The organism is Paenibacillus tuaregi, assembly GCF_900086655.1.
GTDB classification, from domain to species: domain Bacteria; phylum Bacillota; class Bacilli; order Paenibacillales; family Paenibacillaceae; genus Fontibacillus; species Fontibacillus tuaregi.
Window position 1 is genome coordinate 3,614,063 of the sequence record NZ_LT575476.1, and the last position, 26,496, is coordinate 3,640,558.

Below are 26,496 nucleotides of genomic sequence, written 5' to 3' on the forward strand. Positions count from 1 at the left end.
GTATATATTTAATTACCGTTCTCTGCGTGAATTGAAACGAAAATCAGGCTGTTGTCACTGTTTCCCAGCCGCATGCTCCCTGGCTTCCAACGCAGTCAGCTTATCCGCCAGCTCCTGCTTATCGAAATGCTCGCCAATAAATACGGCGACATCCGGGATATCTCCTTGCGGGTTAATCTTCATGTAATCCGATTCCCGGTAAGCATACTGGAACAAGAACCGGCTTGACGTGTCCGAGAAGGTTAACACCCCTTTGCCCCGATATATATCTCTTGGCAGGTCCCGTATCAGCTGTTCAAACTGTTCACTGTGAATGGGCCCGTTAAAATAATGGGTGTACACAGTAACATGGTCATGCGTAGCATGGCTGTGACCGTGCGATGACGGGTCATCCCCATGTGAATGGCTGTCCGCGTTCGAGGTGTAGCCATTATTGCGCTCCGCCCAATCGCCCCTCTCGTGATTCAAGCTCGAACCCGCATCCTTGAAGCCAGCGTCCTGCTTCCCCTGACTCCCACTAAAGGCACTCTCGTGTGAACTGATCTGCCCTTTCATTTGAAGCACCTGCTCCAGATCAATCTGGCAATGAATCGCAGGGAGGATCTCTGCATACGGGTTCCAGCTCCGGATTTGGCGCTCAAGCTCTACCGCTTCCTCCTTGCTAACCCGGTCTGTCTTATTAAGCACTAGGATGGAGCCACAGCGGATCTGATCCTGCATTAACCGGAACGTCTTACCCTTCTGTGACCTTGCCAGTTCAAGCAGGTGCGGGGCGTCCACCACCGTGATCATCGGTTTGATCTCCAGCTTCTGATACAGGGCCACCTCGGCCACCCCATCCAGGATCTCCATCGGGTTGGCAGCTCCGGTTGCCTCAATCACAATCACATCCGGACGCTCCTTCATAATCAGCTCGGCCATTTCACCAGCCAGGTCCGCACGGATCGAACAGCAGATGCAGCCGCTGAGCATCTCGGCCATTGGGACCTCCTGCTGGACAAGCAGCCCATCCAGATTCACGTCCCCAATCTCATTCATAATGACAGCAGGACGCAGCCCCTGCTCCTTCCAGAAGGTTAACAACTGCTGAAGCAGTGTAGTTTTCCCACTCCCTAAAAATCCGGATAAAATATATACAGGCAGCTTGTGCTCTTGCTCACGCATTTGGTAGTTCCCCCATTACTATTCCAATTCCTTGAAAGGGAGTTTACTATATGCTGCACTTGGATGCAAGCGGGCCCTCCCCTTACGACAGAAACCTCCTTTTTTTGAGGGCACAAAAAGGAATGTGTTAAAATGAGGTAGATTAATCATCTTTTCTTAGAAAGTGGGACTCGATCATGCTAAGATCCGTAGACGAACACCGGAGCCAAGCCCCGGACACGGTGAGATGCAAAGTCATTACTGTTTCTGATACCCGAACCCCGGATACCGACACCAGCGGTTCGCTAATGAAGACTCTGCTGGAAGAGCAGGGATACATCATTCACAGCTACCAAATTGTGCAGGATGATTATGAAGACATCCGCCGGCTGCTTAGTGAAGCGGCCGCAGACCTTTCGGTAGAGGCGGTGCTGCTTACCGGTGGGACTGGAATTGCTCCGCGCGACACCACATATGAGGCCGTACGCAGCCTCCTGAGCAAGGAACTGCCAGGCTTCGGGGAAATATTCAGGTATCTCAGCTTCACAGAGGATATCGGCTCTGCCGCTATTTTAAGCCGGGCTATTGCCGGGACAATCGGGAATACCGCCGTCTTCTCCATGCCGGGTTCCAAAGGAGCGGTTAAGCTGGCCATGCAGCGCATTATTCTCCCGGAGCTGAGGCATGTCATGCGGGAGATTTATAAGAAATAGGACAGAACTGAGCCTTGTTCAAGAGCACAGCTCCCAGCACGCGAGTAGTTGCATGACGGAGCGGAGGCATCACGGGGCATCACGGGGCATCACGAAGGCAACATGGGGCATCACGGAGGCATGACAAAGCAAACCACCCCTGGACAAGGAGGTGGTTTGCTTTGAATTTTTATATAGACCAGACCTGTACATTACTTAGGATGAACCCATTAACAACCTGAAGATCCGCTCAATCCGCTTGCTGAACGGACCGTTCTTCTCAGTTTGGGAAGCGTACACAAGAGCTGTATTAGACCGGGCATATAATACGGAAGCATTGGAAGCTTTGTGATGCGCATCCCCGCTCGCTTCCAGACCGCTGTACATTTCCGCCATTTTGCGTACCCTCAACTCTTCGGACGGGAAGGCATGGGCAATCACAAAATGCCGCGGATCTCCGTTAATAAAATAGCTGTAGCTGATATGGCCGTTTGTACCTTCAGCATAGGTCTCGTGTGTAAGCGGCATGCCTTCCCTGCCGAACTCGCTCTTCAGCTTGGACAGGAATGCGGTATTCAGCCCATGTCCCGCATTCTTTGCTCTCTGGTTGCCCTTCTGGTAATCCGCCATATTGTAGCGGTTATTCTCGCTTTGGGCAATATTTTTGACCTTGCTGCTGCAGCCCAGGCTGACAGCCAGCATGCATATGCATATTAAAAACAGCACGAAGGCTGCCTTCTTCCTCATCTCGGCTCCTCCCTCTTTACACGGGATCTATTATAATCCTGATCAAGATTAGGATGAACCGGAGAACAGGGAATTATCCTGTGCGGAAGTCTTTTCCGGCGGTCCGTTTTAGCTTATGCGGACAACCTGCCTGCCCACAGACTTTCCTGCAAGAACAGCTTCCAGCGCCTGAGGCAGCTGTTCAAGCTCTACCTCCGTAACGGCCTGCTCCAATGCACGAATCGGCTTCCATTCCCCGGCAAGCCGGTCCCATACGCTCTGTCTCAGCTGGGCAGGGCACATGACAGAATCGATCCCAAGCAGCTGCACCCCGCGCAGAATAAAAGGAAACACCGTCGACTCGAACTTCCCGCCGCCGGTCATCCCTGATACGGCGATGGCACCGCCGTATCGGACCACCTTGAGCAGCTCACCGGTGCCCGGCCCGCCGACCGGGTCTACGACGGCGGCCCATCTCTCGCGCCCGAGCGCGCCCGCCGCCGCGCTCGCAACCAGATCCACGCGGCTGATCACCTCCGCCGCGCCAAGGCCCCGCAGCAGCGCCTCCTTCGGGGCTTTGCCCGTGCTGGCCGTCACCTCGAAGCCCAGCTTCGAGAGAATGTCGACGGCCATGCTGCCCACACCGCCGGAGGCCCCGGTGACCAGCACCGGGCCATTCTCCGGCGCAAGTCCGGCGCGCAGCAGGCGGTCCACTGAGAGCGCGGCAGTGAACCCCGCCGTGCCGATGGTCATCGCCTCCTTCGCGGTAAGCCCTTCCGGCAGCCGGACCAGCCAGGCTGCCGGGAGCCTTGCATATTCGGCATAACCGCCTTCATGGGAGACCCCAAGCCCGTAGCCAGTGCAGAGCACCCGGTCGCCGGGACTAAATTCACCGTTTGCCGACTCGATTACCTCGCCGGCCAGGTCGATTCCGGGAATGAACGGATATCGCTGGACGATTTTGCCTTCGGGTATGCTTGCCAGACCATCTTTATAATTCACACTGGAGTATTGAACGCGGACTAATATATCGCCCTCCGGCAGGGCGTTGATCCCCACCTGCTCAACCCCCGCTCTAAACCCTGATTCATCCTTAGCTACCACAAATGCGCGAAAAGCTGATTGCATCTCTCATACCCCCTAATCATAATTATTCACTCCATCTCTATATCAAATTATGACACAAACCGCCATAAAATTCGGCATATCGAGTGAACTCTCCATCCTCCCTGCCGAGTTAACCCGGTAAATCAGGGTTCCTGCGCTTTCCCGAGAAATATTTCTTGGGCATATAAGAAAAGACCAGCAGAAATTAATCTACTGGCCTGCTTAATCTTATTCATAATTTTGGAAACGGACACGAACAGGGTATCACTCTCACTTAATTCTTTATAATGACTGCTTGCCGCAGGATTCCTCATGAGTGCCCATGGATACTATATCGCCTTGCTCATTTCTAACTTCACCTTACTTATGATTCATACCTTTTTTAAAATAAATAAATAACGCCAACCCCGTAATCCATACTGAAATCCAATTATTTAGAGCTATATTTTTATAAAAAATAGTGGAGACATATATAATCAGACCAAATACCAAACTACCTGCAAAAATATAGTCATATTTTGTAATTTGGGATGAATAAATAAAGAACAAGTAGACTAAGGCTCCATATATAAAGCCCTTCGATTCACTCCCCAACAATAATTCAGCTATAGATGTTAAAAAGAATAAAACTAGTATAGTTATCGCAAATTTATTGTTTGCCCTAACCATTTGTCACAAGCTCCTTTCCCAATAATCTATATAAATGAACTTATAATGGTTACCCAGATCGGTAAATTCTAAAGTTCATTTTGTAACATTATCACCAACAATAAATGTTATTTTAAACTGTTTATAGGGATTTGAATAGCTATAAATTAACATATTTGCTATTGGTTACTTATAAAATATATCACACTATTGGTGCTTTTTTGCACAAGGACAAGTTTACGTTTTCCGGTTAAACCCGATATTTCGCAGATCCTGCGCTTTCCCGAGAAATATTTCATGGACATATAAGAAAAGACCAGCAGAAGCTACTCTGCTGATCTAGCTAATTTTATTTTATATATGTTATTCCTCGGTATCCAGCTGGCTCATATGCTCTTCAAGCAGCTTTTGCTTCAAATCCAATGTCATCTGACTCAGGCTGACCCGGTAGATCTCCGGATTGAGCTTGCGCAGATATTCCGGCCAGAACAGCTGAAGCTGTTCTTTATGATATTGTCTGATCTGATCCAGATCCGGCAGACTATACACAAGCTTGCCTTCCACGAAGATAGGCTCAAGCATTTTTACCGCATAAAAGTGCTTGACCGTCTTCTGGATATAAGGGTGAAGCGGATTAATCAGCTTCAGCTTGCCACCAGACCGGGGATTGTCCTCATGAGGCAGATTGATATAATCGGCAATGGCTTTGTTGCTGTTGCTGCTGATGATGCGGTACACTTCTTTTTTGCCCGGCGTAGTCACCTTCTCCGGGTTCCCGGAGATTTTGATGGTCGGCTCCATCCGGCCGTCCTTCTCACGCTCAACCAGCTTGTACACTCCGCCCAAGGCTGGCTGGTCCGCTGCTGTAATCAGCTGGGTCCCGACCCCCCAGATGTCGATCTTGGCACCCTGTGCTTTAAGGTTGAAGATCGTGTTCTCATCCAGGTCATTGGAGGCCACAATCTTCACATAATCCAGTCCAGCCTCATCCAGCATCTTGCGGGCTTGAATCGACAAGTAAGCAAGGTCACCGCTGTCCAGCCGGATTCCGACCATTTTTTTGCCGATCGATTCCAGATGCTTGCCCGTCTGTATCGCGTGCGGCACCCCACTTCTTAGAGTATCAAACGTATCCACAAGCAGGGTCACCTGGTCCGGCATAGCCTTGGCGTACATTTCGAAGGCTTCCTGTTCGTTATCAAACAGCTGTACCCAGGAATGGGCGTGCGTTCCCCTTGTAGGAATATTGAACAGCTCCCCCGCCAGCATGTTCGAGGTTGCGTCGAATCCGGATATGTAGGACGCCCTGGCTCCCCATACGGCCGCATCTGCTTCCTGAGCTCTGCGTGTGCCGAATTCGAGCAGACTATCCTGCTCCGCCACCTGCTTGATCCGGGACGCCTTGGTCGCAATCAAGGTCTGATAATTCATGAAATTAAGTATGGCGGTCTCAACGAGCTGGGTCTCCATAATATTTCCCTCAACCCGGATCAAAGGCTCATCTGGAAACACCAATGCGCCTTCCTTCATGGAATACAGATTTCCGCCAAATTTGAAATTGCGGAGCAGCTCGATGAATTCGGGTTTATAGTTCTCTTCCTGCTTCTCCAGATAACGGAGGTCCTGTTCCGTAAATTTAAGATTTGTAATATAATTTACAATTCGCTCAAGTCCGGCGAACACGGCATATCCGTTGCCAAACGGCAGCTTGCGGAAATATGCCTCGAACACCGCTTTTCTAAGATGGGTTCCATTTAGCCAATGGGCATAAATCATATTTATCTGATACTTATCGGTATGCAGTGCCAAGCTGGTTGTTTGCATCGATCTCTTCCTCTCTGCTTCCATTGCATTTGTTGCAGTTCATGAGTGGTTAATCCTGACTTCGGCGTACTTCGGCTCCTAAGCTGCCTTTAAAATGCTCCAGCGCCCAGACATGCCCTGCCGGGTTAAAGCTGGCGACGGCGTCCTCAAACACAGTGATGTTAAAGCCTTTATTGTAGGCATCCACCGCGGTATGTAATACACAAATATCCGTGCACACCCCCACCAAATGAACGTCCGTAATCCCCCGTTCACGCAGCTTTAATTCCAAATCAGTGCCGCAGAAGGCGCTGTATCTTGTTTTGTCCATCCAATAAATCCGGTCTTGGTTCTTCTCATATACATCCTTTAAAGAACCGAACAAGTCACGGCCCTTCGTCCCCCGAAGATTATGCGGCGGGAACAGTCTCGCTTCAGGGTGGTAAATGTCGTTATTCTCATGAAGATCCACCGCCATAACAACGAAGTCCTCCTGGTTCATATATTGCTCTGTCAACCGGGTAATAACGGGCTCAATCACCACAGCTGGTTCCCCAACAGGCAGGCTTCCGTCCATAAAATCATTCGTGAAATCAATCACGATTAAGGCCCTCATGTTCTCATCTCCTTAAACCTATGGAATGAAATCCCCTTCATTTTACCTTCGTTCCATAAATATTTTAAGTATAAATGGACAGCTGCGGGGTGAACCCGGTAAACCGGTACAGCTGTGCAGGACGCTGGGAATACTGATTGGACAACAGGGGTTCACCGTTCTCGTCCCTGGCTTCCTCCAGAATCCCTTGTCTGCTGCGGGTTGAGGTGATTTTGCGGATGAAATTCAGCTCGGCAAAATCCGGCACAACCGTCTGTATAACCTGATACAACTCGCTTAGAGTAAAATGCTCTGGAAGAAACTGCTTGGCAATAGTCGTCTGCAGCATCTGCTGCTGAATTCTTTTATAAGCATCCTGCAAAATTTCACGATGGTCAAACGCGAGCTCAAGCTCCTCCAGCGCTTCCTTCATAGTGAATAGACCCACCTGCTGAGCGTCATCGGCCGCCTTCCGCTTCTCGAGCACCCATTCTTCAACCAGAGCAAAAAATGCATGGGAGATGATCCATCCTCTGGGATCACGTCCCGGCTTGCTGTACACGCCTAAGTACTCCAGATGTCTGGCTTCAACTCCCGTCTCCTCTTCGAGTTCCCTGCTCGCGGTTTCATACAAAGACTCATCCTCCTGGGAAAAGCCTCCCGGAAGTGCCCAAGCCCCTGCAAAAGGCCAGCTCTTCCGCCGGATCAGCATAACCTTAAGATCGAACTTCGGAAGCGATTTGGTCGCTGCCCTCCTCTCCTGCCGCGTCAGGGTGAACATGACGATATCGGCCGGAATTCCGTCAGGCGTTCTATATTTCTTCGCATCATAGGCTGGCGTATTCTGTTCCTGTTCACTTATCATTACAATCACCACGTCATCTTATTTGTTAAGCTTCAGGCTGCTTCTTCGGTGTACTTCGGGGCAGCCGGAAGGTGCCCGTAGCCATACAGCCAAGCTCCCCTTTCGCATTCCTGATCTCGGCGTGCAAGGTCATTGTTCTGTGCGTCTCATGTACCGGATAGGCCGTAATTATTAGCTCACCCACACCCAAAGGAGCTAAAAAATTCACATTCAAGTGAGTGGTTACTCCCTGCAATCCACCTTTTGCCGCTATTACGGCAAAGCCCATAACCTGATCCATCAACGACGACAAGACTCCCCCATGGACAATACCCACTGAATTCAAATGCTTGGGCTGCGCTGTAAGTGCCGCTTCAACCTTGCTTGGACTGACACTGAGCACTCTTCCTCCCAGCAGTCCCCAGAACGAATCCTCACTCCGCTGTATGATCTCTTCCCATTCCAAGTTGTCATCCCTCCAGCTGTCAGATCATCCCTAATAGCCAAAAAAGTGCGGAAGCATCCTCCCGCACATTCCTTCCTTAATCACAGCTGCTTGGCGCAGCTTCACTTCCCGCCTCGACATTAACTTTCTCCGACACAGTATCACGGATCACAGATACCACCAATTGCAGCAAGTAGTTGATGTCGCTCTGGCTTTGTTGGAATTCAGTTACCAGCGGAATGCTGTCAATTTCATCCTGAAGCTCCTCAATTTCCTTCTCGATCTTAGCCACCATCGCTTTGTTCTCAAAGCTTTCGAAAGCCACAATTTCCTTCTGCTTCTTCTTGATGCTCTGGATCAGGCCTTGTACCCGCTCGTGCTGACGTATCTTCTCTTCAGCCTTTTTGAAATGCTGAACTTCTTCACTTGTGCCGATCAGCTCAGCCAGCTCTTTGGCTTTGGCCATAATATCTTCCCGGATCACCAGATCCCGTGTATCGTATGTCGGCATTCCGCAATCGTTGTATTTAACATTATTAGCCTGTTCCATCATACAACTCCCCCCAACTTAAATATATCCAATTCTCGTAAAGCTCATTAAACAGCTTCAACCTGTTCGGGAACGATATGCCCTTTGATATACCAGGTCATGGAATCCGTAATCTCGACATGCACAAAGGTTCCGATCAGATCGGCAGATCCTTCAAAGTGAACCAGCTTGTTGCTGCGGGTTCTCCCCGCAAGGACATTTGCGTTATTCTTGCTCTGGCCTTCGACCAGCACTTCCACAACCGTACCAGCAACCTTGTCGTTGCTTCTGCGGCTGTTCTCATTGATGACCTCATTTAAGCGCTGCAAGCGTGCCTTCTTCACATCCATCGGAACATTGTCTTCCATCACAGCCGCCGGTGTACCTTCCCGGGGAGAATAAATGAAGGTATACGCCGAGTCATATCCCACTTCGCGGACCAAGGATAGGGTATCCTCAAACTGTTCGTCCGTCTCCCCCGGGAAACCAACGATGATGTCTGTAGTGAGCACCACATCGGGAATGGCCATTTTGATCTTGCGGGCAAGCTCAAGATAATGTTCCCTTGAATATTTCCGGCTCATTTTCTTCAGAATCTCCGTGCTGCCGGATTGGACCGGCAGATGAATATGCTCCACAAGATTGCCGCCTTTAGCAAGCACAGCAATCAAATCATCGTCAAAATCACGCGGATGCGAGGTCATAAAACGGATACGGGGAATATCAATAAGCCTCAAATCATCCATCAGATTGGCGAAGGAATACTGGATATCTGTAAAATCCTTACCGTAAGCATTCACATTCTGTCCAAGCAGAGTAATCTCCTTGAACCCTTGTCTAGCCAAATCCCTGACTTCGGCAATAACGTCCTCTGGTCTTCGGCTGCGCTCCTTGCCTCTGGTAAACGGAACTATGCAGTACGTGCAGAACTTGTCGCAGCCGTACATAATGTTCACCCAGGCGCGCATACCCTCGCGTTTTTTCGGCAAATTCTCAATGATGTCGCCTTCCTTGGACCACACCTCAACCACCATTTCCTTACTGAACATGGCCTCCTGGATCAAGTGGGGAAGACGATGGATATTATGGGTGCCGAAGATCATGTCCACGAATCCGTGCTTCTGCAGGATGCGGTTAACCACATTCTCCTCCTGGGACATACAGCCGCATACACCCAGCAGTAATTCGGGATTTTCGAGCTTCAGCGTCTTCAAATGACCCAGCTCACCGAATACCTTATCCTCAGCGTTCTCACGGATTGCACAAGTATTGAGCAGAATAATGTCCGCTTCTTTGCGCTCTTCGGTTGGCATATAGCCCATTTCTTCCAAGAGCCCTTTGATCGTCTCTGTATCATGCTCATTCATTTGGCAGCCGTAAGTATAAATCAGATAATGCTTACCTTTGCCCAGCTCCCTGAATCCTTCAGGAACCGTATTCTCATATAGAACTTTAACCTCTTCCTTACCCCGCTGCTTCTCCTGGCGGTGGTTAGGTTCAGACATAATATGAATTTCACGACCGCGAATCCGAATCTTCTTCCCGGTTTCGTCTTCGGAAATCACTTTGGCATCCGAGAAATCGAAATATTTGGAGTAATCCTTCTTATTCTCTGTCATGCTCCGGTTCACTCCTTTAAATCATCTATCTTTTTCCTGTTTGAGGGGATCATACTGCAAAAAAGCATTGCATCAAATTATACCATATCTGATAACGCTAATCTAGGTTACAGCCCCTAAGCGCAAGTCAAAGAGCCGCCCGGTGACCGGGCGGCTCTTTGGAACAGTAACTCATATTCTCGGATTAAAATCCTTTATATTGAGGCTCTTCATTTTCAAGTTGTTGTACGCGGCTTTCCACTTGATTCACAATCTGCTGCGTCTGCGCAGCTGCTTCTGTGAACAAGTTTTTGGCTTCCTGATTTTGTGTGTTCAATGCGAACTGCTCAAGGTTGGCTTGAGCGCTTTTCAGCGATGCAACAGTCGTTTTTACCTGGGATGCTACGGTCACCTAGAATCACCTCCTTGACTTCTTCTAGGTGATAATTTACCCCCTCGGCCATCTTTTCATCCCATGGAAAAAAGTTGATGGATACCCACTTAATACTTTGTTAGAAAGCCGCCCAAAAACAAATAATGCAAAGGAAGAGTCCAACACCGCCATAAGTAGGAAGGGAGTTACTGTAATGCCAGATTGGTTACAAGTTATAGTTAGAACGCTCGCCGCCGTCATCTTCCTCTTTATCCTGACCAGACTGCTCGGTAAGAGACAAATATCCCAGCTCTCCTTTTTTGAATATATTACCGGGATCACTATCGGGGACCTGGCCGCCACTATTTCCTTGGAGCTGGATGGCCATTGGTCTCTTGGTGTAATTTCGTTATCGGTCTGGGTTGCGGTGTCTTTAGGTATAGAATATCTCCAGCTGAAGAGCAAGAAAGTACGGGGAATTATAGACAGTAGCGGCACGGTTCTGATCAAGGACGGTAAAATACTTGAAGACAATCTGAAGAAAGAAAAGCTAACGAATGAAGAGCTGATGGAACAGCTTCGGAAGAAAAGCATTTTTAAAGCAGCCGAGGTTGAATTTGCGGTGATGGAGCCAAATGGGGAAATTAACGCTTTGCTGAAGAAAGAAAACCAGCCGCTCACCCCTTCCATGCTGGGGATCAAGGTTGCACCGGAGATTGAACCTCAGGCCGTAATTCTTGATGGTGTAGCTATGGAAGAGCCGCTGGCCACAATCGGGAAAAGCATGGGCTGGCTGAAGACAGAGCTTGATAAGCTTGGCGTATCCTTGGATAACGTGTTTCTGGGCCAGGTGGATGCATATGGCCAATTGTATGTCGATTTATACGATGATCAGATTAAAGTTCCACAGCCCCAGGAGAAGCCTGTCCTGCTTGCCAATCTGAAGAAATGCGAAGCGGATCTGGAGCTGTTCGCTCTCTCTACTAAGGATGAGACAAGCAAGAAGATGTTCGAGCAATGTGCGGCAAAGCTTGAAAAGGTTATCCAGAACACCAAACCGCTGCTTAAAAGTTAGGAGTCAGAGATCATGTCGAATAAAAAGCACAAACAAAAAAACCAAAACAAAAAACTGACCCCTGTCCAGCAAGATTACAAAAAACTGTCGGACAAACACGAACCCAAACGTCCTGTATTCAGCAACTGTATTCGGGCATTTCTTGTTGGGGGACTCATTTGCCTTATTGGAGAATGCATCCGTCAGGCATTTATCCACTATGGAGGCTTTGATGAAAAGAAAGCCGGTGATCCGACAGTCGCTGTGCTTATCCTGATTTCGGTTGTCATCACCAGCCTTGGCTTCTATGACAAAATCGCCCAGTGGGCCGGGGCCGGAACTGCTGTGCCGGTAACCGGATTTGCCAACTCGATGGCCTCCTCGGCCATCGAACACCGCAGAGAAGGTATTGTGCTTGGAATCGGAACAGGCATGTTTAAGCTCGCCGGCTCCGTTATTGTCTTCGGTACTGTTGCTGCCTTTGTTATTGCCTTAATCCACTTACTGTTCATACCTGGATCGACTGGAGGTTCCTAATTATGCTAAAAGGCCATCAAAGCTGGGTTTTCGAGAACAAACCCCGCATCATATCCACCTCGACCATTGTAGGTCCATTTGAGGGACAAGGGCCACTGGCCAAAGATTTCGACATTGTTCATGGGGACTTGTATTTGGGTCAGGACAGCTGGGAAAAAGCCGAGAAGACCCTTATCGAGGAATCCTGTAAGCTTGCGATCGAACATGCGGGTCTAACCAAAGAGGATATTCAGTTCCATTTCGGCGGGGATTTAATGAATCAGATCATCAGCAGCAGCTTCGCCGCCCGTACGCTATCCATCCCCTATTTCGGTTTGTTCGGTGCCTGTTCCACCTCGATGGAATCACTAGCGCTCGCAGCGTTAGTAGCGAACAGCGGAGGAGCCAACTATGTGCTCGCCGGAACCTGCAGCCATAACGCGAGTGCTGAGAAGCAGTTCCGCTATCCGACGGAGTACGGCTCACAGAAACCTCCTACCGCGCAGTATACGGTTACCGGAGCGGGTGCCGCTGTTGTAGCTGGGTCGGGAGACGGGCCTGCGATTACCTCGGCTACAATTGGACGGGTAGTGGACATGGGCATCAGCGATCCGTTCAACATGGGGGCAGCTATGGCTCCGGCCGCAGTTGATACCATACAAGCCCATTTCCGCGATATGCAGCTTGAGCCTGGTTACTATGACCTAATTGTCACCGGGGATCTGTCCAAGGTTGGATACGCTATTGCCAATGAGCTGTTTAAAAAGCATAATTTCCCGATCGAACAAACGACATACCAGGACTGCGGCATGCTGATCTATGATTATGAGAAGCAAAATGTCCAGGCCGGGGGCAGCGGATGCGCCTGCTCTGCGGTAGTAACCTACGGCCATCTGCTAAGAAGAATGCGCAGGGGTGAGCTTCGTCGCATTCTGGTTGTAGCGACCGGAGCCCTGCTTTCCCCTCTATCCTCCCAGCAAAAAGAAACGATTCCTTGTATCGCCCACGCGGTTGCGATTGAGCGGCAGGAAAGTTAAGTGTGCCCCAACACGGCTTGTTATGACGCCTACCTCACCATCTTCCCATACACAAAGACAGACGGAATCTCTCCGTCTGTCTGTTCTTTGTGTCACCTTAGCCGGTGAGGGAAGTCATGAGAGGCGATTGGGACTGAAGAAGCGCTAGCGGTCGCCTTTATCCTCCGATTTCATCCACTGCCTAGTCCTGGTTCAATCAGGAAATCGGAGGATAACAGCGATCGGAAGCCCAAACGCGACTCGCAATGACGCTTACCTCACCACCTCTTCCCCACATAAAGACAGACGGAATTTCTCCGTCTGTCTGTTCTTTGTGTCCACCGAAGCCGGTGAGGGAAGTCATGGAGAGGCGATTTGGGACTGAAGAAGCGCTAGCGGTCGCCTTTATCCTCCGATTTCATCCGCTGCCTAATCCTGGTTCAATCAGGAAATCGGAGGATAACAGCGATCGGAAGCCCAAATCCGTCTTGCAATGACGCCTACCTCACCACCTCTACGTAAAACAAAAAGACGAGACACTAAAGTCCCGTCTTCTCCATTCTACTCGATAATTTCAGCCGTATCGCCAGTCTTGGCTCCTGCCGCATTGGCTTCGTCCGTGTCAATATGCATGTCCAGCGCATAGGAATCCGATACGCGGGCGATCACATTCTCCAGAATCAGTCCACGCTCACCGCTTAAGCGAACTTTAAGCAGCTGCTGATCCTTGATTCCCCATTTTTCCGCATCTGAAGTATGGAAATGAATATGACGGGCAGCTACAATCACTCCCTGCTCCAATTCCACTTCACCCGCTGGTCCTTTGACGGTGATGCCTGGAGTACCTTCAATTTTACCGGATTCACGGACAGGCGCCTTCACACCGATCGCGAATGAATCTGTACGGGAGATTTCAAGCTGGGACGCGGGACGAGCCGGCCCAAGTATACGAACCTTATCGAACTGGCCCTTAGGACCGATGACTGCTACAGTTTCGTTCGCAGCGAACTGTCCCGGCTGGGATAGAGGCTTAAATTCCGTCAACTGGTAGCCTTGTCCGAATAGAGCTTCAATGTGCTCCTGGGTTAAATGAATATGACGTGCAGATACACCTACTGATACAGTTTTACTCATGGTAGAGTGCCAACTCCTCTTTTTATCTCTATAGTCTTTCAAATCGATACCCATTATACAACTTTCTTAAACAAAAGGAAAAGGCAGCAGAGAATTCTGCCGCCTTTTGCCATAATATTATTTGAATTCTGCCACAAGCTTGTCGAAATCGCTCTCGCTCAGCTGCAGGTTCTGACTAACCAGCGGCTCTTCGCGGAAGCCTGGAACCAGGTTCTCGTAGCTCTTCTTCTCTTTGTTCTGGTAGATCAGGCCCGTAATCATGCTGTTTGTCTCCATCAGTTTGGTCATGGCCATCACCCGGTTGCTCGGATCGTAATCCGGCACGGTCTCCAGATTGATAATGTTCTCTTTGAACCAATCATAAGTATTCACTTTATTGAACGTCACACACGGACTGAATACGTTGATCAAGGAGAAGCCTTCGTGCTGAATTCCCTGCTCGATAAGGGAAGTGAGCTGCTTCAGGTCGCTGGAGAAGGACTGGGCAACAAATGTCGCTCCAGCGGACAACGCAATTTCAAGCGGTGACAGCGTCGTCTCGATTGAACCTTCTGGAGTACTCTTAGTCTTAAACCCTTCACCACTACGCGGGGATGTCTGGCCTTTAGTCAAGCCGTAGATCTGGTTATCCATGACGATGTAAGTCATGTTGATATTCCGGCGAATCGCGTGTACGGTATGCCCCATACCGATCGCAAAGCCGTCACCATCCCCACCGGACGCAATAACAGTCAGATCGCGGTTAGCGAGCTTAACACCTTGGGCAATTGGCAGCGCACGGCCATGGATACCATGAAGACCGTAGGCATTGATGTAACCTGAAATCCGTCCGGAACAGCCAATACCCGAAATTACGGCAAGCTGCTCAGGCTCCAAACCAACGTTTGCAGCTGCGCGTTGAATCGCCGCTTGTACGGAGAAGTCGCCGCATCCTGGGCACCAGTTCGGTTTGACGTTGTTGCGGAATTCTTTAAAAGTTGCCATCTTACACCAACTCCTCACTTAATTTCTGAGCAGATGGTCCATCGCTCAGCACTTTCTTGCTCTCAGCATAAACCTCTGAAGGCAGGAACGGATTACCGTCATATTTCAAAACACTGTTGATTTTCTCGTGTCCAACATTAAGCTTAATCAGGCTGGCAAGTTGTCCGGTCGCATTATTTTCAAGAACAACAACCTTCTTAGCCTTTTTAATCTGAGGTAGAACTTCTTTTACCGGGAACGGATGCAGCAGGCGAACAGTCATATGATTAGTCTTTACGCCTTCGGCTTCCAGATGCGTGCGGGCCTGATCGATCGTTCCACCGGTGGAACCCATTCCGATAATCAGAAGATCCGGATCCTCGTAAGGCGCCTGAACATGAACCGGGTTCTCCACTTCTATATTATCCAGTTTGCCAAGACGCTTATCCATCATCTTGATGCGGTTAACCGGACTTTCCGAAGGACGTCCTGTCTCATCGTGCTCTACGCCGGTTACGTGGTGAATTCCATTCTTCGTTCCTGGCAGGGAGCGGGAAGAAACGCCACTTTCCGTTAATTCGTAACGCTTGAAGAGAGATCCGTCTTCACGGGCTGGAATTTCAGTCACGATATCCCCGCGATCGATTACGATTTTGCTGTAGTCCAACATTTCGCAGGACTGTTTACCCAATGACAACTGAAGATCTGTCGCGATAATAACAGGTACCTGGTATTTCTCAGCGAGGTTGAAAGCTTGAACGGTGTCGTAGAAACACTCTTCAATAGAACTTGGGGACAGCACGATCTTAGGAATTTCACCGTGTGTTCCGTAGATCAGAGCATGAATGTCACTTTGCTCCTGCTTCGTTGGAAGACCTGTACTTGGTCCCCCGCGCTGGGTGTCAACAATAACGACTGGTGTCTCTGTCATACCAGCCAAGCCGATAGCTTCCATCATAAGGGAAAGACCAGGGCCTGCTGAAGCTGTCATCGTTCTTACGCCCGCATAGTTCGAGCCGATCGCCATAGTAATGGCTGCGATTTCGTCTTCGGTCTGAACAACCGTACCGCCAAATTTCGGCAGTTTCTTGATCAGATACTCCATAATCTCGGAAGCTGGAGTAATCGGATACGCACTCATAATGCGGCATCCGGCAGCAAGTGCTCCCAGTGCGATCGCATCGTTACCGATCATGAACAGCTTCTGCTTGCCGTCAGCAGGCTCGAGCTTGAACTCTTCCAGCGGTCCGCCTGCAAGTTCCAGAACGTATTCTGCTCCGCGGCGCACTGCCTCGATATTCTTCTCAACAATAGCCGGACCTTTGCGTCCGAATTCTTCTTCAACCGCTTTATTAAATACTTCGAGAGGCAGTCCAAGCAGTGCCCAGGATGCGCCCGAAGCCACCATATTCTTCATCAAAGATGTTCCAAGCTCTTCGGCAATCGCCGTAATTGGAACTGCAAACAGTTTAGCCGTTGTTCCTTCCGGAACAGTCGGATTGAATTTAGCGTCAGCCACGACAACTCCGCCATCGCGAAGCTCATGGGCATTAAAGTCAATGCTCTCTTGGTCAAATGCGACCAGTATATCCAAATCGTCTGAAATTGCACGAATCGGGCTTGTGCTGATGCGAATTTTATTGTTTGTGTGTCCGCCTTTAATCCGTGAGGAGAAATGACGGTAACCGTACAGATAGTATCCCAGTCTGTTCAGAGCTGTAGAGAAAATCCGGTCGGTACTTTCAACGCCTTCACCTTGCTGTCCACCGATCTTCCATGATAATTGACTAATCAAGATCGCCCACCCCTTCAATCGTATCACTAGGAGATATAAATTTGCTTGATTCAAAGAATTAGAGGCATTGGTATATCTAAAGACCTATGCCAGTTATGAAAATTCTGTTTCATAACCATGTCAATTTTATGTCTACCGCGTTTAAAAAGCAAGCGTTTTCTCGACATTTTCATATAGTTGTTTTCGATCGAAACGATCTCTACAAAAGATTGATTAAAGCGTTTTCTTTCTTTTGGGAAGATGGGTCCGCAGGAAGGATTCGGCATTTCCAAAAAGCCAACTTTTAACCAATGTTTCAGGGTAATACCTTAACAATTCCCCGATCAAACTCGGGTAACATCCGGGATTCTCAAGTCCCGTTATATAAGAGTCTATCCCATCGAAATCCGAACCAAACATAAGCTGCCCGCTTCCACCTAAGGAACAGATGTGTTCGATGTGACGAATCAGATCGTGAATCTGGACTGAGCCGCCCGCTTTGACAAAATACGGGACGAAAGTTATGCCTATTCTCCCATCCATCTCAATAATCGCTTGGATCTGATCATCCCTCAGATTTCTCGGGTGGGCGCAAATTTGATAGGCATTCGAGTGGGATGCAATAAACGGCTTCTGTGCCTTGTTTGCCATATCCACCAGCTCCCAGAAGCCTTGGACGGACAGATGCGAAATATCCAGCGTTATCCCAAGTCTGTGACACTCGGAAATCAATTCCAGGCCTTTGTTCGTAAAGCCGGCCCCCCGCCGCTCCATCACGCCGTCAGCGGCCCAGTTCGCAAAGTTCCAGGTTAACCCGAGGAACCTGACACCCTGCTCAAATGCAATGCGCAGATACTGCATATTTCCTTCCAAGCCGTCTGCGCCTTCTATGGACAACAGCCCCAAGGGCTGATTAACTTGACGAAGCTGGTCCAAATCCTCCCCCCAGCATAGTGGCCTTACCCCTGCCCCGGCAACCTTTTTGTTGAAAATATCAAGCTGATCAAGCACGTGATGGAATCTCGCGGGTCCCAGCCTCTCTGAAATATAAATTGCAAATGTCTGGATCTGTACACCGCCTTTGATCAGTTTGTCCAAATCCACATCAAGCCGGGAGTCTTGGCTGAAGGAAATCCCGGAGTCGAACTGCATTTTGTAAAGTGCATCACAATGAAAATCGATAACTTCGTAAGACAATAGAATCACAAGCCTTTCATTCAAAATTTAGGCGCTTTCCCCTATACTCTAAGGCCAGGGTGTGCCAAAACGCAAAAAAGCCCGTCTACGAATGTAAACAGGCCGAATTTTTGTACGGATTATCTCGGCTCTACGATCAGCTTAATCGCCGTCCGATCTTCTCCATCAATGACAATATCCGTAAAGGCGGGAATACAAATCAAATCCACTCCGCTAGGAGCTACGAATCCCCGGGCAATTGCAACGGCTTTGATGGCTTGATTCAAGGCACCCGCTCCGATAGCCTGAAGTTCAGCAGCGCCACGTTCTCTGAGCACTCCTGCTAGCGCGCCGGCAACGGAGTTGGGATTGGATTTTGCTGAAACTTTTAATACCTCCATGGTAAGTACCTCCTGGGAATGATGGTTTGCTTCCACTAATTAATCCTATTCGGGTAAAGTGAAAAAATTCCTTCTTTATTCATCCTATTATTTCCAGTAAAGTACTTACCCGCAAGGCGGCTTCTCTAATCCATCACCCATTCATCTTCACGTAGACGGATCTTCTTGATGCTGACGGCCCGCCCGCTGGCATCGTCAATGTCAACAAGGACCGCATGGAAGTGCCATTTTCCCGAATCCACCTGAAATCTGACCGGAAGCTGGGTCTTGAACTTGCGCAGCACAGCCTCCTTCTCCATACCTAAAATGCCTTCACGCGAACCTACCATGCCCACATCAGTGATATAGGCTGTTCCTAAGGGGAGAACCACATCATCATTGCTCTGCACATGAGTGTGCGTCCCAACGACCATGGACGCTCTTCCTTCGAGATGCCAACCCATCGCAATCTTCTCGGAGGTAGCCTCTGCATGGAAATCCACAAGAATGTTCTTATGCTTCTGTCTCAACCGGTCGACGATTTCATCGGCCGCACGGAACGGACAATCTATCGCTGGAAGAAAAGTTCTGCCCTGGAGGTTCACAATGGCAAGTTCTTTGCCCCCTGCCTTAATGACCGTGCTTCCTAGTCCTGGAGTACCCGGAGGGAAATTCGCCGGCCGGACCATTCTTGGCTCATCATCGATAAAATCAAAGATTTCTTTATTGTCCCAAGTGTGGTTCCCCATGGTCAAGCCATGAATCCCCATATCAAAAAAATCCTTGGCGATGGCTTCCGTAATTCCGCGTCCAGCTGCCGCATTCTCCCCGTTGGCGATAATGATGTGGGGATTATATTTCGTCTTCAGCGAAGGCAGTGTCTCCTTAAGTGCCTTACGGCCTGTATTCCCTACGATATCCCCTATAAACAGCACTTTCATGTACTTCATTCCCTTCTATGTAGGAAGACCTGAATCACCCCTCAAGTCCCCCTCAATGAAAAAGCGGCCCCATACAGGGCCACTTCTCAGCATATCCTTTACTTTGCGTATTCAACCGCCCGGGTCTCACGAATGACCGTTACTTTAATATGTCCCGGATAATCCAGTTCACTTTCAATCATCTTCGTAATATCTCTGGCCAAGCGGAAGCTTTCGGCATCATCAATTTTCTCTGGTTGAACCATTACACGGACTTCCCGTCCGGCTTGAATCGCATACGATTTCTCAACGCCTTCGAACGATTCGGAGATTTCCTCCAATTTCTCAAGACGACGGATATACGTTTCAAGGGTTTCACGGCGGGCTCCAGGTCTTGCTGCAGAGAGGGCGTCAGCCGCACCTACCAGCATAGCAATAACTGAAGTAGCTTCCACATCACCATGGTGCGAAGCAATACTGTTAATCACCACCGGATGTTCCTTGTACTTCTTCGCCAGCTCTACGCCAATTTCAACATGAGAGCCTTCCACTTCATGATCAAGCGCTTTACCAATATCATGCAAAAGTCCGGCACGTTTTGCGAGAACGATATCCTCGCCGAGCTCTGCTGCCATAAGTCCAGTCAGATAAGCTACCTCCATAGAGTGCTTCAGCACGTTCTGTCCATAGCTTGTCCGGAACTTCAGTCTTCCAAGAATTTTGATCAGATCCGGATGCAGAGCATGTACTCCTACCTCAAATGTGGCTTGCTCGCCGTATTCACGGATCCGCTCATCCACTTCCCTGCGTGATTTCTCAACCATTTCTTCGATTCTCGCAGGGTGAATCCGTCCGTCCGCAACCAATTTCTCAAGTGCAGTCCGTGCAATTTCACGGCGGATCGGATCAAAGCCCGACAGTATAACCGCTTCCGGAGTATCATCGATAATAAGGTCGATCCCCGTAAGTGTCTCTAGAGCCCGGATATTCCGTCCCTCACGTCCAATGATACGTCCCTTCATTTCTTCGTTAGGCAGGGTGACAACAGATACTGTAGTTTCAGCTACATGGTCTGCAGCACAACGCTGAATCGCGAGTGTAATGATCTCTCGGGACTTCTTATCCGCTTCCTCTTTCGCCTGCTGTTCGATATCTTTGATCAGTTGAGCTGATTCATGGCGCACTTCCTGTTCCACGTTAGTCAGAATAATGCTGCGTGCATCTTCCATTGTGAGATTGGAAATACGTTCAAGCTCGGAGACCTGGTTTTTGTAGATCAAATCGATTTGCTGTTGAGTCTCCTCAATTCGTTTCTCTTTGTTAGCCACTTGTTCTTCTTTGCGTTCCAGTGATTCTAATTTTTTATCCAGCGACTCTTCCTTTTGCAACAGTCGTCGTTCCTGACGTTGGGTTTCATTCCGACGTTCACGAATGTCCTTATCAGCTTCGGCTCTGAGCTTGTGGATTTCATCCTTAGCTTCAAGAACCGTTTCTTTCTTCAGCGCTTCTGCATCTTTTCTTGCGTTATCCAAGATCTGACTGGCAGCATGTTCAGCACTGGAAATTTTAGCTTCTGCAAGAGATTTGCGAATAAAATATCCGATCACGAACCCAAAGAATAGTGCGGCTACAACGAGAATAATCGAAATCCAAGGTTCCATTTCTGTTCACCTCCTCGTTGATTAGTCCAAGGCATTCCCTGGGATGTGTGCAGTTGTCAATAATGTTCCATTCATCATCATACAAATAAAACGATGTACACATGCCAATTTCAGAAAGCTGCTCATGTTGAATTCTGCGGAAAACCCGCAGAACCTGTCAGGCAGTATACTATCCTAATTGGTAACTAGAATCCTCATATAGAAGTCACATTCTTTGGAAGGAAAAAGGGACTCTATGCTTACAGATTCATGTTCATTTTATTATTTGGTGAAAGAAATTGTCAAGCATATGACAGGCTTTTGGCTATCTGTAGAGTCAATCGAACCTGTCCAAATCGGCATCTTCTTCCTCCGAATCCGCCTGATCCTGTATCAATGAGCGCAGCACCCTGGAAACAAGTGCTCCCGAGAAGCCCCTTCTCATTAAATAAGCACCCGTCTTCCGCTTCCGATCCATAACTTCCCCACTGGTCTGTCGCCACTTCTTGGCACCCATCGCCAAGGCGCTATCGTATTCCTCCTCTTCAGGAACACCCCCGAGAGCTTCCTCAATCAGAGGCTTGGAAACCCCCTTCTGGCGAAGTTCCTGCCTGACCCACATCTTACCCTTGCCCCGGTTCCGAACACGCTGAGCAGCCCATTCCTGTGCGTATAGGGCATCATTAATCAGACCCTCTTTCTCTAGCCTTGCAACCGTTTCTTGTATAATGCCTTCTTCCCGGCCTTTCTCCTTAAGCCTAACCGAAATCTCCTTGCTTGTCCGGGGCTTGCGGCTTAGGTAGTTCAGGGCCTCCACATAAGCCTGCTGCTTCTCATCGGCGGCTATAATTTCCAGCAGATCATATTTGGTAAAGGAGTTCCCCTTAATCATTCTATACTTAATCATGACATCCTCATGAACCTCAAGATCATGCGGGCCAAACCGGATAAGATAACGGTATTTCTGCTTCTTCAAGCTTTCAACAGAGGTTATGCTCAGAGCCTCGTCTTCAGGAAAATCAGCAAGACCGTCCCTCTTCTCCTCCTCAACAGTATCCTCCGGACTATCAGGAAGGTATTCTGAAATATCGTAAATCCCCCGCTCGGTAAGCGAAGGCTCTGATTTCCGGCTGACCGGAGATTGTTGGCCGCAGCCTCTTGTCTTGAATCGCTCATCCATAAGTCTGTCTCCCCGAAATTAAATAGAAGACGCCCTGTCTCCGGTAGATACCTTCGATCAGAGCGCCGTTATTTATGATTTATTCGTCTGCGAACAGTGCAAGTTCTTCCTTGCTCTCTTCCTCAAGTTCACTTGCTGAAGCTGCAGGCACCACATTCGTCAAATTGCTGGCCTCACGAATTTTATTCTCAATGACATCCGCTACTTCCGGATGTTCTTTCAAGAACTGCTTGGCATTCTCGCGGCCTTGTCCAAGACGTTCACCTGAGAAGGAATACCAGGCACCACTCTTATCAACAATATCTTGTTCGACACCGATATCGATTAGGCTTCCTTCCTTGGAAATCCCTTCACCATACATGATATCAATCTCCGCTTGCTTGAATGGAGGGGCCACCTTATTCTTAACGACCTTGATTCTTGTACGGTTACCTACCATGTCATTGCCCATCTTGATCGTTTCAATACGGCGCACATCAAGACGAACCGTGGAGTAGAATTTCAGAGCGCGCCCACCAGGAGTGGTCTCCGGATTTCCGAACATTACGCCCACCTTCTCACGAAGCTGGTTGATAAAGATCGCAATCGTCTTGGATTTGCTGATTGCACCCGAGAGTTTCCGCAGCGCCTGGGACATCAATCTTGCTTGAAGCCCTACGTGGGAATCCCCCATCTCGCCTTCGATCTCCGCCTTAGGAACCAGCGCGGCAACGGAGTCAATAACAATAATATCAACCGCGCCACTGCGTACCAGAGCCTCGGCAATTTCCAGCGCCTGCTCGCCTGTATCAGGCTGAGACAGAAGCAATTCATCGATATTAACGCCCAGCTTACCCGCATAAGATGGATCAAGGGCATGCTCCGCATCAATGAATGCAGCTTGTCCACCGGTCTTCTGCACCTCTGCGATCGCATGAAGGGCAACCGTTGTCTTACCGGAAGATTCCGGTCCATATACTTCAATAATCCGGCCCCGAGGAAGTCCTCCCGTGCCAAGTGCTATATCCAAAGCCAATGAACCACTGGGAACAATTTCCACCTGCATATGGGTAGATTCCCCAAGTTTCATGATAGATCCTTTACCGAATTGCTTTTCTATTTGACGAAGCGCCATATCTAACGCTGCACGACGATCTGACATTAGCTCACATCCTTCAAAATGATAAATACAGGAAAGCTTTACATATATAATTGTATCGTGTTTAGAAGCGTTTGCCAAGCATTTTTTAGAACATACATTCGTTTTTTTTGAAATGGACACCTCTCTCCCTGATGCCGCACTTCTCAAATAAACAACAAAAAAGAACCGCAGCAATCGCTATTCGTTCGCCACGGTTCTTCCGTATCTAGATTATAACTTAGAATGACTTCGTCTGCAAGAAAAGGGCAAGCCCTGTTCCTTGAGCTTATTCAGCCTGGGTGTTCAATTCTTTCAAACGGCGCCACAGGTGATACAGCACAGATTTGGCTGATCTCAAACGGATCGTATCTCGGTTTCCTTTAAGGTTGAGTTCAATGGATCTCGTCGCTCCATTCCGTTCCGAGATGCCGATATACACCAGTCCCACAGGCTTGCGTTCCGAATAAGCAGGACCGGCAACCCCGGTAACCGAAAGACCGAAATCCGTATCGGTAATGATCCGTACCTGCTCGGCAAGCACTTCCGCGGTTTCTTTGCTCACTGCCCCCGGCGCGTTCTCACCTTCGAGCAGCTCGGCCGGCACATTCAGCAGCTTCTTCTTCATTTCATTGGAATAACAGACAATTCCGCCAAAGAAAACGGCTGCGCTCCCGGGAATCGAGGTGATCGCTTCCATAAGAAGCCCCCCTGTGCAACTCTCGGCTGCGCTAACGGTCAAATTCATCTCCGTCATCATTTCAACGATGACCTGCTCGATAGGCACGTCCCGGTTGGCGTACAGGAATTCAGGCAAGCGCTGCTCAATGATCTTTTCCATGTCATCTAATTTGTCCAGCGCTTCACTTTCAAGCGAAGCCTTGGTAGAGAGGCGTATAGTCACTTCGCTCTCCTTGGCGTAAGGAGCAATCGTCAGATCGCCTTGGGCTTCAATCAAATCCAGCAGCTGTGTCTCAAGGGCCGATTCCCCGATACCGGCGAATTTCAGCATTTTGGAATAAAGCGGGGTCTCATCCGTAAGCACATGGCTCAGAATCCACGGCTTGGCCTGCTGTTCGAACATAGGGATCAGCTCTTTGGGAGGGCCCGGCAGGACAATGTAGTGTTTCCCGGCCTGAGAGACCGCATTTCCGACAGCAAGGCCTGTCTCATTGGGAAGCGGGGTTCCCCCATCGATAGCGAGCGCCTGACGGCGGTTATTCTCTGTCATTGGACGGTCTCTGTCCTTAAAGAAACGGTCAACATGATCCATAGCCTGACGGTCAATATGCAGCCCGCGTCCAAGATTTGCCGCCAAGGCATCCTTGGTCAGGTCGTCCTGGGTCGGTCCGATCCCGCCGGAGAAAATAATCAGATCCGCACGTTCCTCGGCAATTCGGATTGCCTGCTGGAGACGATCAAGATTGTCACCGACTACCGTCTGAAAGTACACATCGATTCCTAATGCGGCAAGCTCCGCCGACAAATACCGGGCATTGGTATTTACAATTTGGCCGAGCAGCAGTTCTGTTCCTACAGCAATAATTTCTGCTTTCATTTGAACGTCACAACTCCTTCATAAGAAGGGCACACAAATATCCGCTTCTGAATTGGTTTAGACTTTGGAGAAAGATAGGATTTTCTTGTTCTTAATAAAATAATCGATTCCCGAATAGATCGTAATCAAGGCTGCAATCCAAATCGCAATCTCGTCAAACGGGAAAGATACCCACGCAAACGGAAAGTTATTAAGCATCAGCGCTGAAATCGCAATGATCTGGGTTATCGTTTTTAATTTACCCCACTTGCTGGCGGCAATAACAGAACCTTCAAGAAGCGCCACTTCCCGAAGCCCGGTAACCGCAAATTCCCTGCTGATTATAACTACCGCAATCCAGGCATCACATTTGCCTATTGCCACCAACGAAACCAATACTGCCGCCACAAGCAGCTTGTCTGCCAGAGGGTCCAGAAGCTTCCCCAAATTGGTCACCATATTGTTCTTGCGGGCAAGATAACCGTCGATTCCATCGGTACTTGCAGCGATAATAAACAGCAACGCTCCAATGAGATGATTTAATGGAAGCGTGTAAGAACCCCATGTTAACGGGTAGGACCACCAATCGAAGTCCACAAGCAGGAAGACCAGCATGATCGGTATCATAAATATACGGGCCAACGTAATCCGGTTGGGCAAATTCATTGGACACCCTCCCCTGGCATGTCATCGATTGAATATGTAAAAAAATGAACAAAGTTCCCTTCAACAATTCTTTGCACAGTACAACCGTATCTATCTGTCATTTTGTACCCCCAATGATCTGATGCCGTTCCAGATTTAATCCCTACAAGTATAATATACGGTCTATACCCTGTCAAAATGAAGCAGGGCCTCATAAATATGCAAAAGCAGCATATCAAGAGACCTCATACTTTATTTCAGATTTGTAAATTGAAGGTCCAATGGCAGGTCTGCCTTCCGAAGCATTTGGATAACACTTTGAAGGTCGTCACGGCTTTTGCCCGTTACACGAATTTGATCTCCCTGGATCTGGCTCTTCACTTTCAGTTTGGAGTCACGGATCAGCACATTGATTTTCTTCGCATTATCCTGGTCTATTCCGGATTTCAGGGTGATCCGTTGACGAACGGTACCTAGTGAAGCCGGCTCCACCTTGCCATATTCCAGGTTTTTGATTGGCAGGCCGCGTTTGATCATTTTGGTCTGCAAAATATCGATAACCGACGCCAGCTTATATTCATCGTCGGATACTACTACAAGGACATCCTTCTCCACGGTTACGGAGCTCTTGCTGTTCTTGAAGTCAAACCGGGTCTCGATTTCCCGCTCGGTCTGCTGCAGCGCATTGGTCAGTTCTGCCATATCCACCTTGGATACGATATCAAAAGAACTCTCATTACTCATTTGATCACAACTCCTTCTTACTCTTATGTTTTAATATTATAAGAAAAACTGGATTTGAAGTCCAACCGATACTCTTAAGGTTGTTTTTCTTGCGATTCACTTGTCGTCCTTACTTCGAGGCTTTGCTTGTTCATCTAAAACAAAAACTGGATTTGAAGTCCAACCGATACTCCTGGTTGTTTTTCTTGCGATTCACT

General features: G+C 48.9%; 26 protein-coding genes. 4 read left to right on the forward strand and 22 right to left on the reverse strand.

The annotated features are described in order from the left end of the window. Nucleotides 1–54 precede the first annotated feature (54 nt). A complete protein-coding gene (locus BN6628_RS16105; protein WP_068619162.1) occupies nt 55–1,164 on the reverse strand; it encodes a CobW family GTP-binding protein in 1,110 nt (369 codons plus the stop codon). A gap of 176 nt (nt 1,165–1,340) precedes the next feature. Between BN6628_RS16105 and BN6628_RS16110 the strand changes: the two genes are divergently transcribed. Beyond that, the gene (locus BN6628_RS16110; protein ID WP_392397643.1) at nt 1,341–1,856 is read left to right on the forward strand and encodes a MogA/MoaB family molybdenum cofactor biosynthesis protein; all 516 of its coding nucleotides are present in this window, start codon (nt 1,341–1,343) and stop codon (nt 1,854–1,856) included. Nucleotides 1,857–2,051: 195 nt separating this feature from the next. On the opposite strand, the gene BN6628_RS16115 is transcribed toward BN6628_RS16110, so the two are convergent. The 9 genes from BN6628_RS16115 to BN6628_RS16160 all read right to left on the reverse strand — a co-directional run bounded on the left by BN6628_RS16115 (nt 2,052) and on the right by BN6628_RS16160 (nt 10,542). Next, complete coding sequence (locus BN6628_RS16115; protein WP_068619166.1) at nt 2,052–2,582, reverse strand: hypothetical protein; 531 nt, start codon at nt 2,580–2,582, stop codon at nt 2,052–2,054. Nucleotides 2,583–2,690: 108 nt separating this feature from the next. Further along, nucleotides 2,691–3,689, reverse strand: a complete 999-nt coding sequence (locus BN6628_RS16120; protein WP_068619167.1) for an acrylyl-CoA reductase family protein — start codon at nt 3,687–3,689, stop codon at nt 2,691–2,693. Nucleotides 3,690–4,679: 990 nt separating this feature from the next. Then, nucleotides 4,680–6,140, reverse strand: coding sequence for a nicotinate phosphoribosyltransferase (locus BN6628_RS16130; protein WP_068619174.1), 1,461 nt, complete (start codon nt 6,138–6,140; stop codon nt 4,680–4,682). A 49-nt stretch (nt 6,141–6,189) separates the two neighbouring features. Then, nucleotides 6,190–6,735: a cysteine hydrolase family protein gene (locus BN6628_RS16135; protein WP_068619175.1), complete on the reverse strand. Its 546-nt coding sequence runs from the start codon at nt 6,733–6,735 to the stop codon at nt 6,190–6,192. A gap of 64 nt (nt 6,736–6,799) precedes the next feature. Then, nucleotides 6,800–7,579, reverse strand: a complete 780-nt coding sequence (locus BN6628_RS16140) for an NUDIX domain-containing protein (protein ID WP_068619176.1) — start codon at nt 7,577–7,579, stop codon at nt 6,800–6,802. Between the two features lie 25 nt (nt 7,580–7,604). After that, nucleotides 7,605–8,024, reverse strand: coding sequence for a PaaI family thioesterase (locus tag BN6628_RS16145; RefSeq protein WP_068619177.1), 420 nt, complete (start codon nt 8,022–8,024; stop codon nt 7,605–7,607). Between the two features lie 76 nt (nt 8,025–8,100). Beyond that, nucleotides 8,101–8,556 carry a YlbF/YmcA family competence regulator gene (locus tag BN6628_RS16150; protein ID WP_187386142.1) on the reverse strand — a complete coding sequence of 152 codons (456 nt, stop codon included), beginning with the start codon at nt 8,554–8,556 and terminating at the stop codon, nt 8,101–8,103. A gap of 44 nt (nt 8,557–8,600) precedes the next feature. Next, a complete protein-coding gene (gene miaB, locus BN6628_RS16155; protein WP_068619179.1) occupies nt 8,601–10,151 on the reverse strand; it encodes a tRNA (N6-isopentenyl adenosine(37)-C2)-methylthiotransferase MiaB in 1,551 nt (516 codons plus the stop codon). A gap of 184 nt (nt 10,152–10,335) precedes the next feature. Continuing rightward, on the reverse strand, nt 10,336–10,542 hold the full coding sequence (locus BN6628_RS16160) for a DUF1657 domain-containing protein (RefSeq protein WP_068619181.1): 207 nt from the start codon (nt 10,540–10,542) through the stop codon (nt 10,336–10,338). A 175-nt stretch (nt 10,543–10,717) separates the two neighbouring features. Between BN6628_RS16160 and BN6628_RS16165 the strand changes: the two genes are divergently transcribed. Genes BN6628_RS16165 through spoVAD form a run of 3 tightly spaced genes read left to right on the forward strand, consistent with a single transcriptional unit; the run spans nt 10,718 to nt 13,110 of the window. Beyond that, nucleotides 10,718–11,578, forward strand: coding sequence for a DUF421 domain-containing protein (locus BN6628_RS16165; RefSeq protein ID WP_068619184.1), 861 nt, complete (start codon nt 10,718–10,720; stop codon nt 11,576–11,578). 12 nt (nt 11,579–11,590) lie between these two features. Beyond that, nucleotides 11,591–12,094, forward strand: coding sequence for a stage V sporulation protein AC (gene spoVAC / locus BN6628_RS16170; protein ID WP_068619186.1), 504 nt, complete (start codon nt 11,591–11,593; stop codon nt 12,092–12,094). A gap of 2 nt (nt 12,095–12,096) precedes the next feature. Beyond that, a complete protein-coding gene (spoVAD, locus tag BN6628_RS16175; protein WP_068619191.1) occupies nt 12,097–13,110 on the forward strand; it encodes a stage V sporulation protein AD in 1,014 nt (337 codons plus the stop codon). A 540-nt stretch (nt 13,111–13,650) separates the two neighbouring features. Here spoVAD and pduL read toward each other — a convergent pair. The 12 genes from pduL to BN6628_RS16235 form a co-directional block, all read right to left on the reverse strand. Next, nucleotides 13,651–14,223 carry a phosphate propanoyltransferase gene (pduL, locus tag BN6628_RS16180; protein ID WP_068619193.1) on the reverse strand — a complete coding sequence of 191 codons (573 nt, stop codon included), beginning with the start codon at nt 14,221–14,223 and terminating at the stop codon, nt 13,651–13,653. A 117-nt stretch (nt 14,224–14,340) separates the two neighbouring features. Beyond that, entirely contained in the window at nt 14,341–15,207 is an 867-nt protein-coding gene (locus tag BN6628_RS16185; RefSeq protein ID WP_068619195.1) for a 2-oxoacid:ferredoxin oxidoreductase subunit beta, read from the reverse strand. A gap of 1 nt (nt 15,208) precedes the next feature. Next, on the reverse strand, nt 15,209–16,981 hold the full coding sequence (locus BN6628_RS16190; RefSeq protein WP_068619197.1) for a 2-oxoacid:acceptor oxidoreductase subunit alpha: 1,773 nt from the start codon (nt 16,979–16,981) through the stop codon (nt 15,209–15,211). A 213-nt stretch (nt 16,982–17,194) separates the two neighbouring features. Then, entirely contained in the window at nt 17,195–18,181 is a 987-nt protein-coding gene (locus BN6628_RS16195) for a dipeptidase (protein ID WP_068619199.1), read from the reverse strand. Between the two features lie 95 nt (nt 18,182–18,276). Continuing rightward, nucleotides 18,277–18,537 (reverse strand): stage V sporulation protein S, encoded by a 261-nt coding sequence (locus tag BN6628_RS16200; protein WP_006286829.1) that lies wholly within the window; start codon nt 18,535–18,537, stop codon nt 18,277–18,279. Nucleotides 18,538–18,662: 125 nt separating this feature from the next. Further along, a complete protein-coding gene (locus tag BN6628_RS16205; protein WP_187386143.1) occupies nt 18,663–19,457 on the reverse strand; it encodes a TIGR00282 family metallophosphoesterase in 795 nt (264 codons plus the stop codon). A 98-nt stretch (nt 19,458–19,555) separates the two neighbouring features. Continuing rightward, entirely contained in the window at nt 19,556–21,097 is a 1,542-nt protein-coding gene (gene rny, locus BN6628_RS16210; protein WP_068619203.1) for a ribonuclease Y, read from the reverse strand. Between the two features lie 316 nt (nt 21,098–21,413). Further along, a complete protein-coding gene (locus tag BN6628_RS16215; protein WP_082926939.1) occupies nt 21,414–22,256 on the reverse strand; it encodes a regulatory protein RecX in 843 nt (280 codons plus the stop codon). Between the two features lie 79 nt (nt 22,257–22,335). Beyond that, a complete protein-coding gene (gene recA / locus BN6628_RS16220; protein WP_068619205.1) occupies nt 22,336–23,397 on the reverse strand; it encodes a recombinase RecA in 1,062 nt (353 codons plus the stop codon). A 265-nt stretch (nt 23,398–23,662) separates the two neighbouring features. Beyond that, nucleotides 23,663–24,931 carry a competence/damage-inducible protein A gene (locus BN6628_RS16225; protein WP_068619207.1) on the reverse strand — a complete coding sequence of 423 codons (1,269 nt, stop codon included), beginning with the start codon at nt 24,929–24,931 and terminating at the stop codon, nt 23,663–23,665. A gap of 57 nt (nt 24,932–24,988) precedes the next feature. Next, entirely contained in the window at nt 24,989–25,576 is a 588-nt protein-coding gene (gene pgsA, locus BN6628_RS16230) for a CDP-diacylglycerol--glycerol-3-phosphate 3-phosphatidyltransferase (RefSeq protein WP_068619217.1), read from the reverse strand. 231 nt (nt 25,577–25,807) lie between these two features. Beyond that, entirely contained in the window at nt 25,808–26,299 is a 492-nt protein-coding gene (locus BN6628_RS16235; protein ID WP_068619218.1) for a YajQ family cyclic di-GMP-binding protein, read from the reverse strand. Nucleotides 26,300–26,496: the final 197 nt, after the last annotated feature.

What these genes read in the sequence shown, in the direction of transcription:
- BN6628_RS16105 (WP_068619162.1), bottom strand. Translation starts at nt 1,164, where the DNA reads ATGCGTGAGCAAGAGCACAAGCTGCCTGTATATATTTTATCCGGATTT.
- BN6628_RS16110 (WP_392397643.1), top strand. Translation starts at nt 1,341, where the DNA reads ATGCTAAGATCCGTAGACGAACACCGGAGCCAAGCCCCGGACACGGTG.
- BN6628_RS16115 (WP_068619166.1), bottom strand. Translation starts at nt 2,582, where the DNA reads ATGAGGAAGAAGGCAGCCTTCGTGCTGTTTTTAATATGCATATGCATG.
- BN6628_RS16120 (WP_068619167.1), bottom strand. Translation starts at nt 3,689, where the DNA reads ATGCAATCAGCTTTTCGCGCATTTGTGGTAGCTAAGGATGAATCAGGG.
- BN6628_RS16130 (WP_068619174.1), bottom strand. Translation starts at nt 6,140, where the DNA reads ATGCAAACAACCAGCTTGGCACTGCATACCGATAAGTATCAGATAAAT.
- BN6628_RS16135 (WP_068619175.1), bottom strand. Translation starts at nt 6,735, where the DNA reads ATGAGGGCCTTAATCGTGATTGATTTCACGAATGATTTTATGGACGGA.
- BN6628_RS16140 (WP_068619176.1), bottom strand. Translation starts at nt 7,579, where the DNA reads ATGATAAGTGAACAGGAACAGAATACGCCAGCCTATGATGCGAAGAAA.
- BN6628_RS16150 (WP_187386142.1), bottom strand. Translation starts at nt 8,556, where the DNA reads ATGATGGAACAGGCTAATAATGTTAAATACAACGATTGCGGAATGCCG.
- miaB (WP_068619179.1), bottom strand. Translation starts at nt 10,151, where the DNA reads ATGACAGAGAATAAGAAGGATTACTCCAAATATTTCGATTTCTCGGAT.
- BN6628_RS16165 (WP_068619184.1), top strand. Translation starts at nt 10,718, where the DNA reads ATGCCAGATTGGTTACAAGTTATAGTTAGAACGCTCGCCGCCGTCATC.
- spoVAC (WP_068619186.1), top strand. Translation starts at nt 11,591, where the DNA reads ATGTCGAATAAAAAGCACAAACAAAAAAACCAAAACAAAAAACTGACC.
- spoVAD (WP_068619191.1), top strand. Translation starts at nt 12,097, where the DNA reads ATGCTAAAAGGCCATCAAAGCTGGGTTTTCGAGAACAAACCCCGCATC.
- pduL (WP_068619193.1), bottom strand. Translation starts at nt 14,223, where the DNA reads ATGAGTAAAACTGTATCAGTAGGTGTATCTGCACGTCATATTCATTTA.
- BN6628_RS16185 (WP_068619195.1), bottom strand. Translation starts at nt 15,207, where the DNA reads ATGGCAACTTTTAAAGAATTCCGCAACAACGTCAAACCGAACTGGTGC.
- BN6628_RS16200 (WP_006286829.1), bottom strand. Translation starts at nt 18,537, where the DNA reads ATGGAGGTATTAAAAGTTTCAGCAAAATCCAATCCCAACTCCGTTGCC.
- BN6628_RS16205 (WP_187386143.1), bottom strand. Translation starts at nt 19,457, where the DNA reads ATGAAAGTGCTGTTTATAGGGGATATCGTAGGGAATACAGGCCGTAAG.
- rny (WP_068619203.1), bottom strand. Translation starts at nt 21,097, where the DNA reads ATGGAACCTTGGATTTCGATTATTCTCGTTGTAGCCGCACTATTCTTT.
- BN6628_RS16215 (WP_082926939.1), bottom strand. Translation starts at nt 22,256, where the DNA reads ATGGATGAGCGATTCAAGACAAGAGGCTGCGGCCAACAATCTCCGGTC.
- recA (WP_068619205.1), bottom strand. Translation starts at nt 23,397, where the DNA reads ATGTCAGATCGTCGTGCAGCGTTAGATATGGCGCTTCGTCAAATAGAA.
- BN6628_RS16225 (WP_068619207.1), bottom strand. Translation starts at nt 24,931, where the DNA reads ATGAAAGCAGAAATTATTGCTGTAGGAACAGAACTGCTGCTCGGCCAA.
- pgsA (WP_068619217.1), bottom strand. Translation starts at nt 25,576, where the DNA reads ATGAATTTGCCCAACCGGATTACGTTGGCCCGTATATTTATGATACCG.
- BN6628_RS16235 (WP_068619218.1), bottom strand. Translation starts at nt 26,299, where the DNA reads ATGAGTAATGAGAGTTCTTTTGATATCGTATCCAAGGTGGATATGGCA.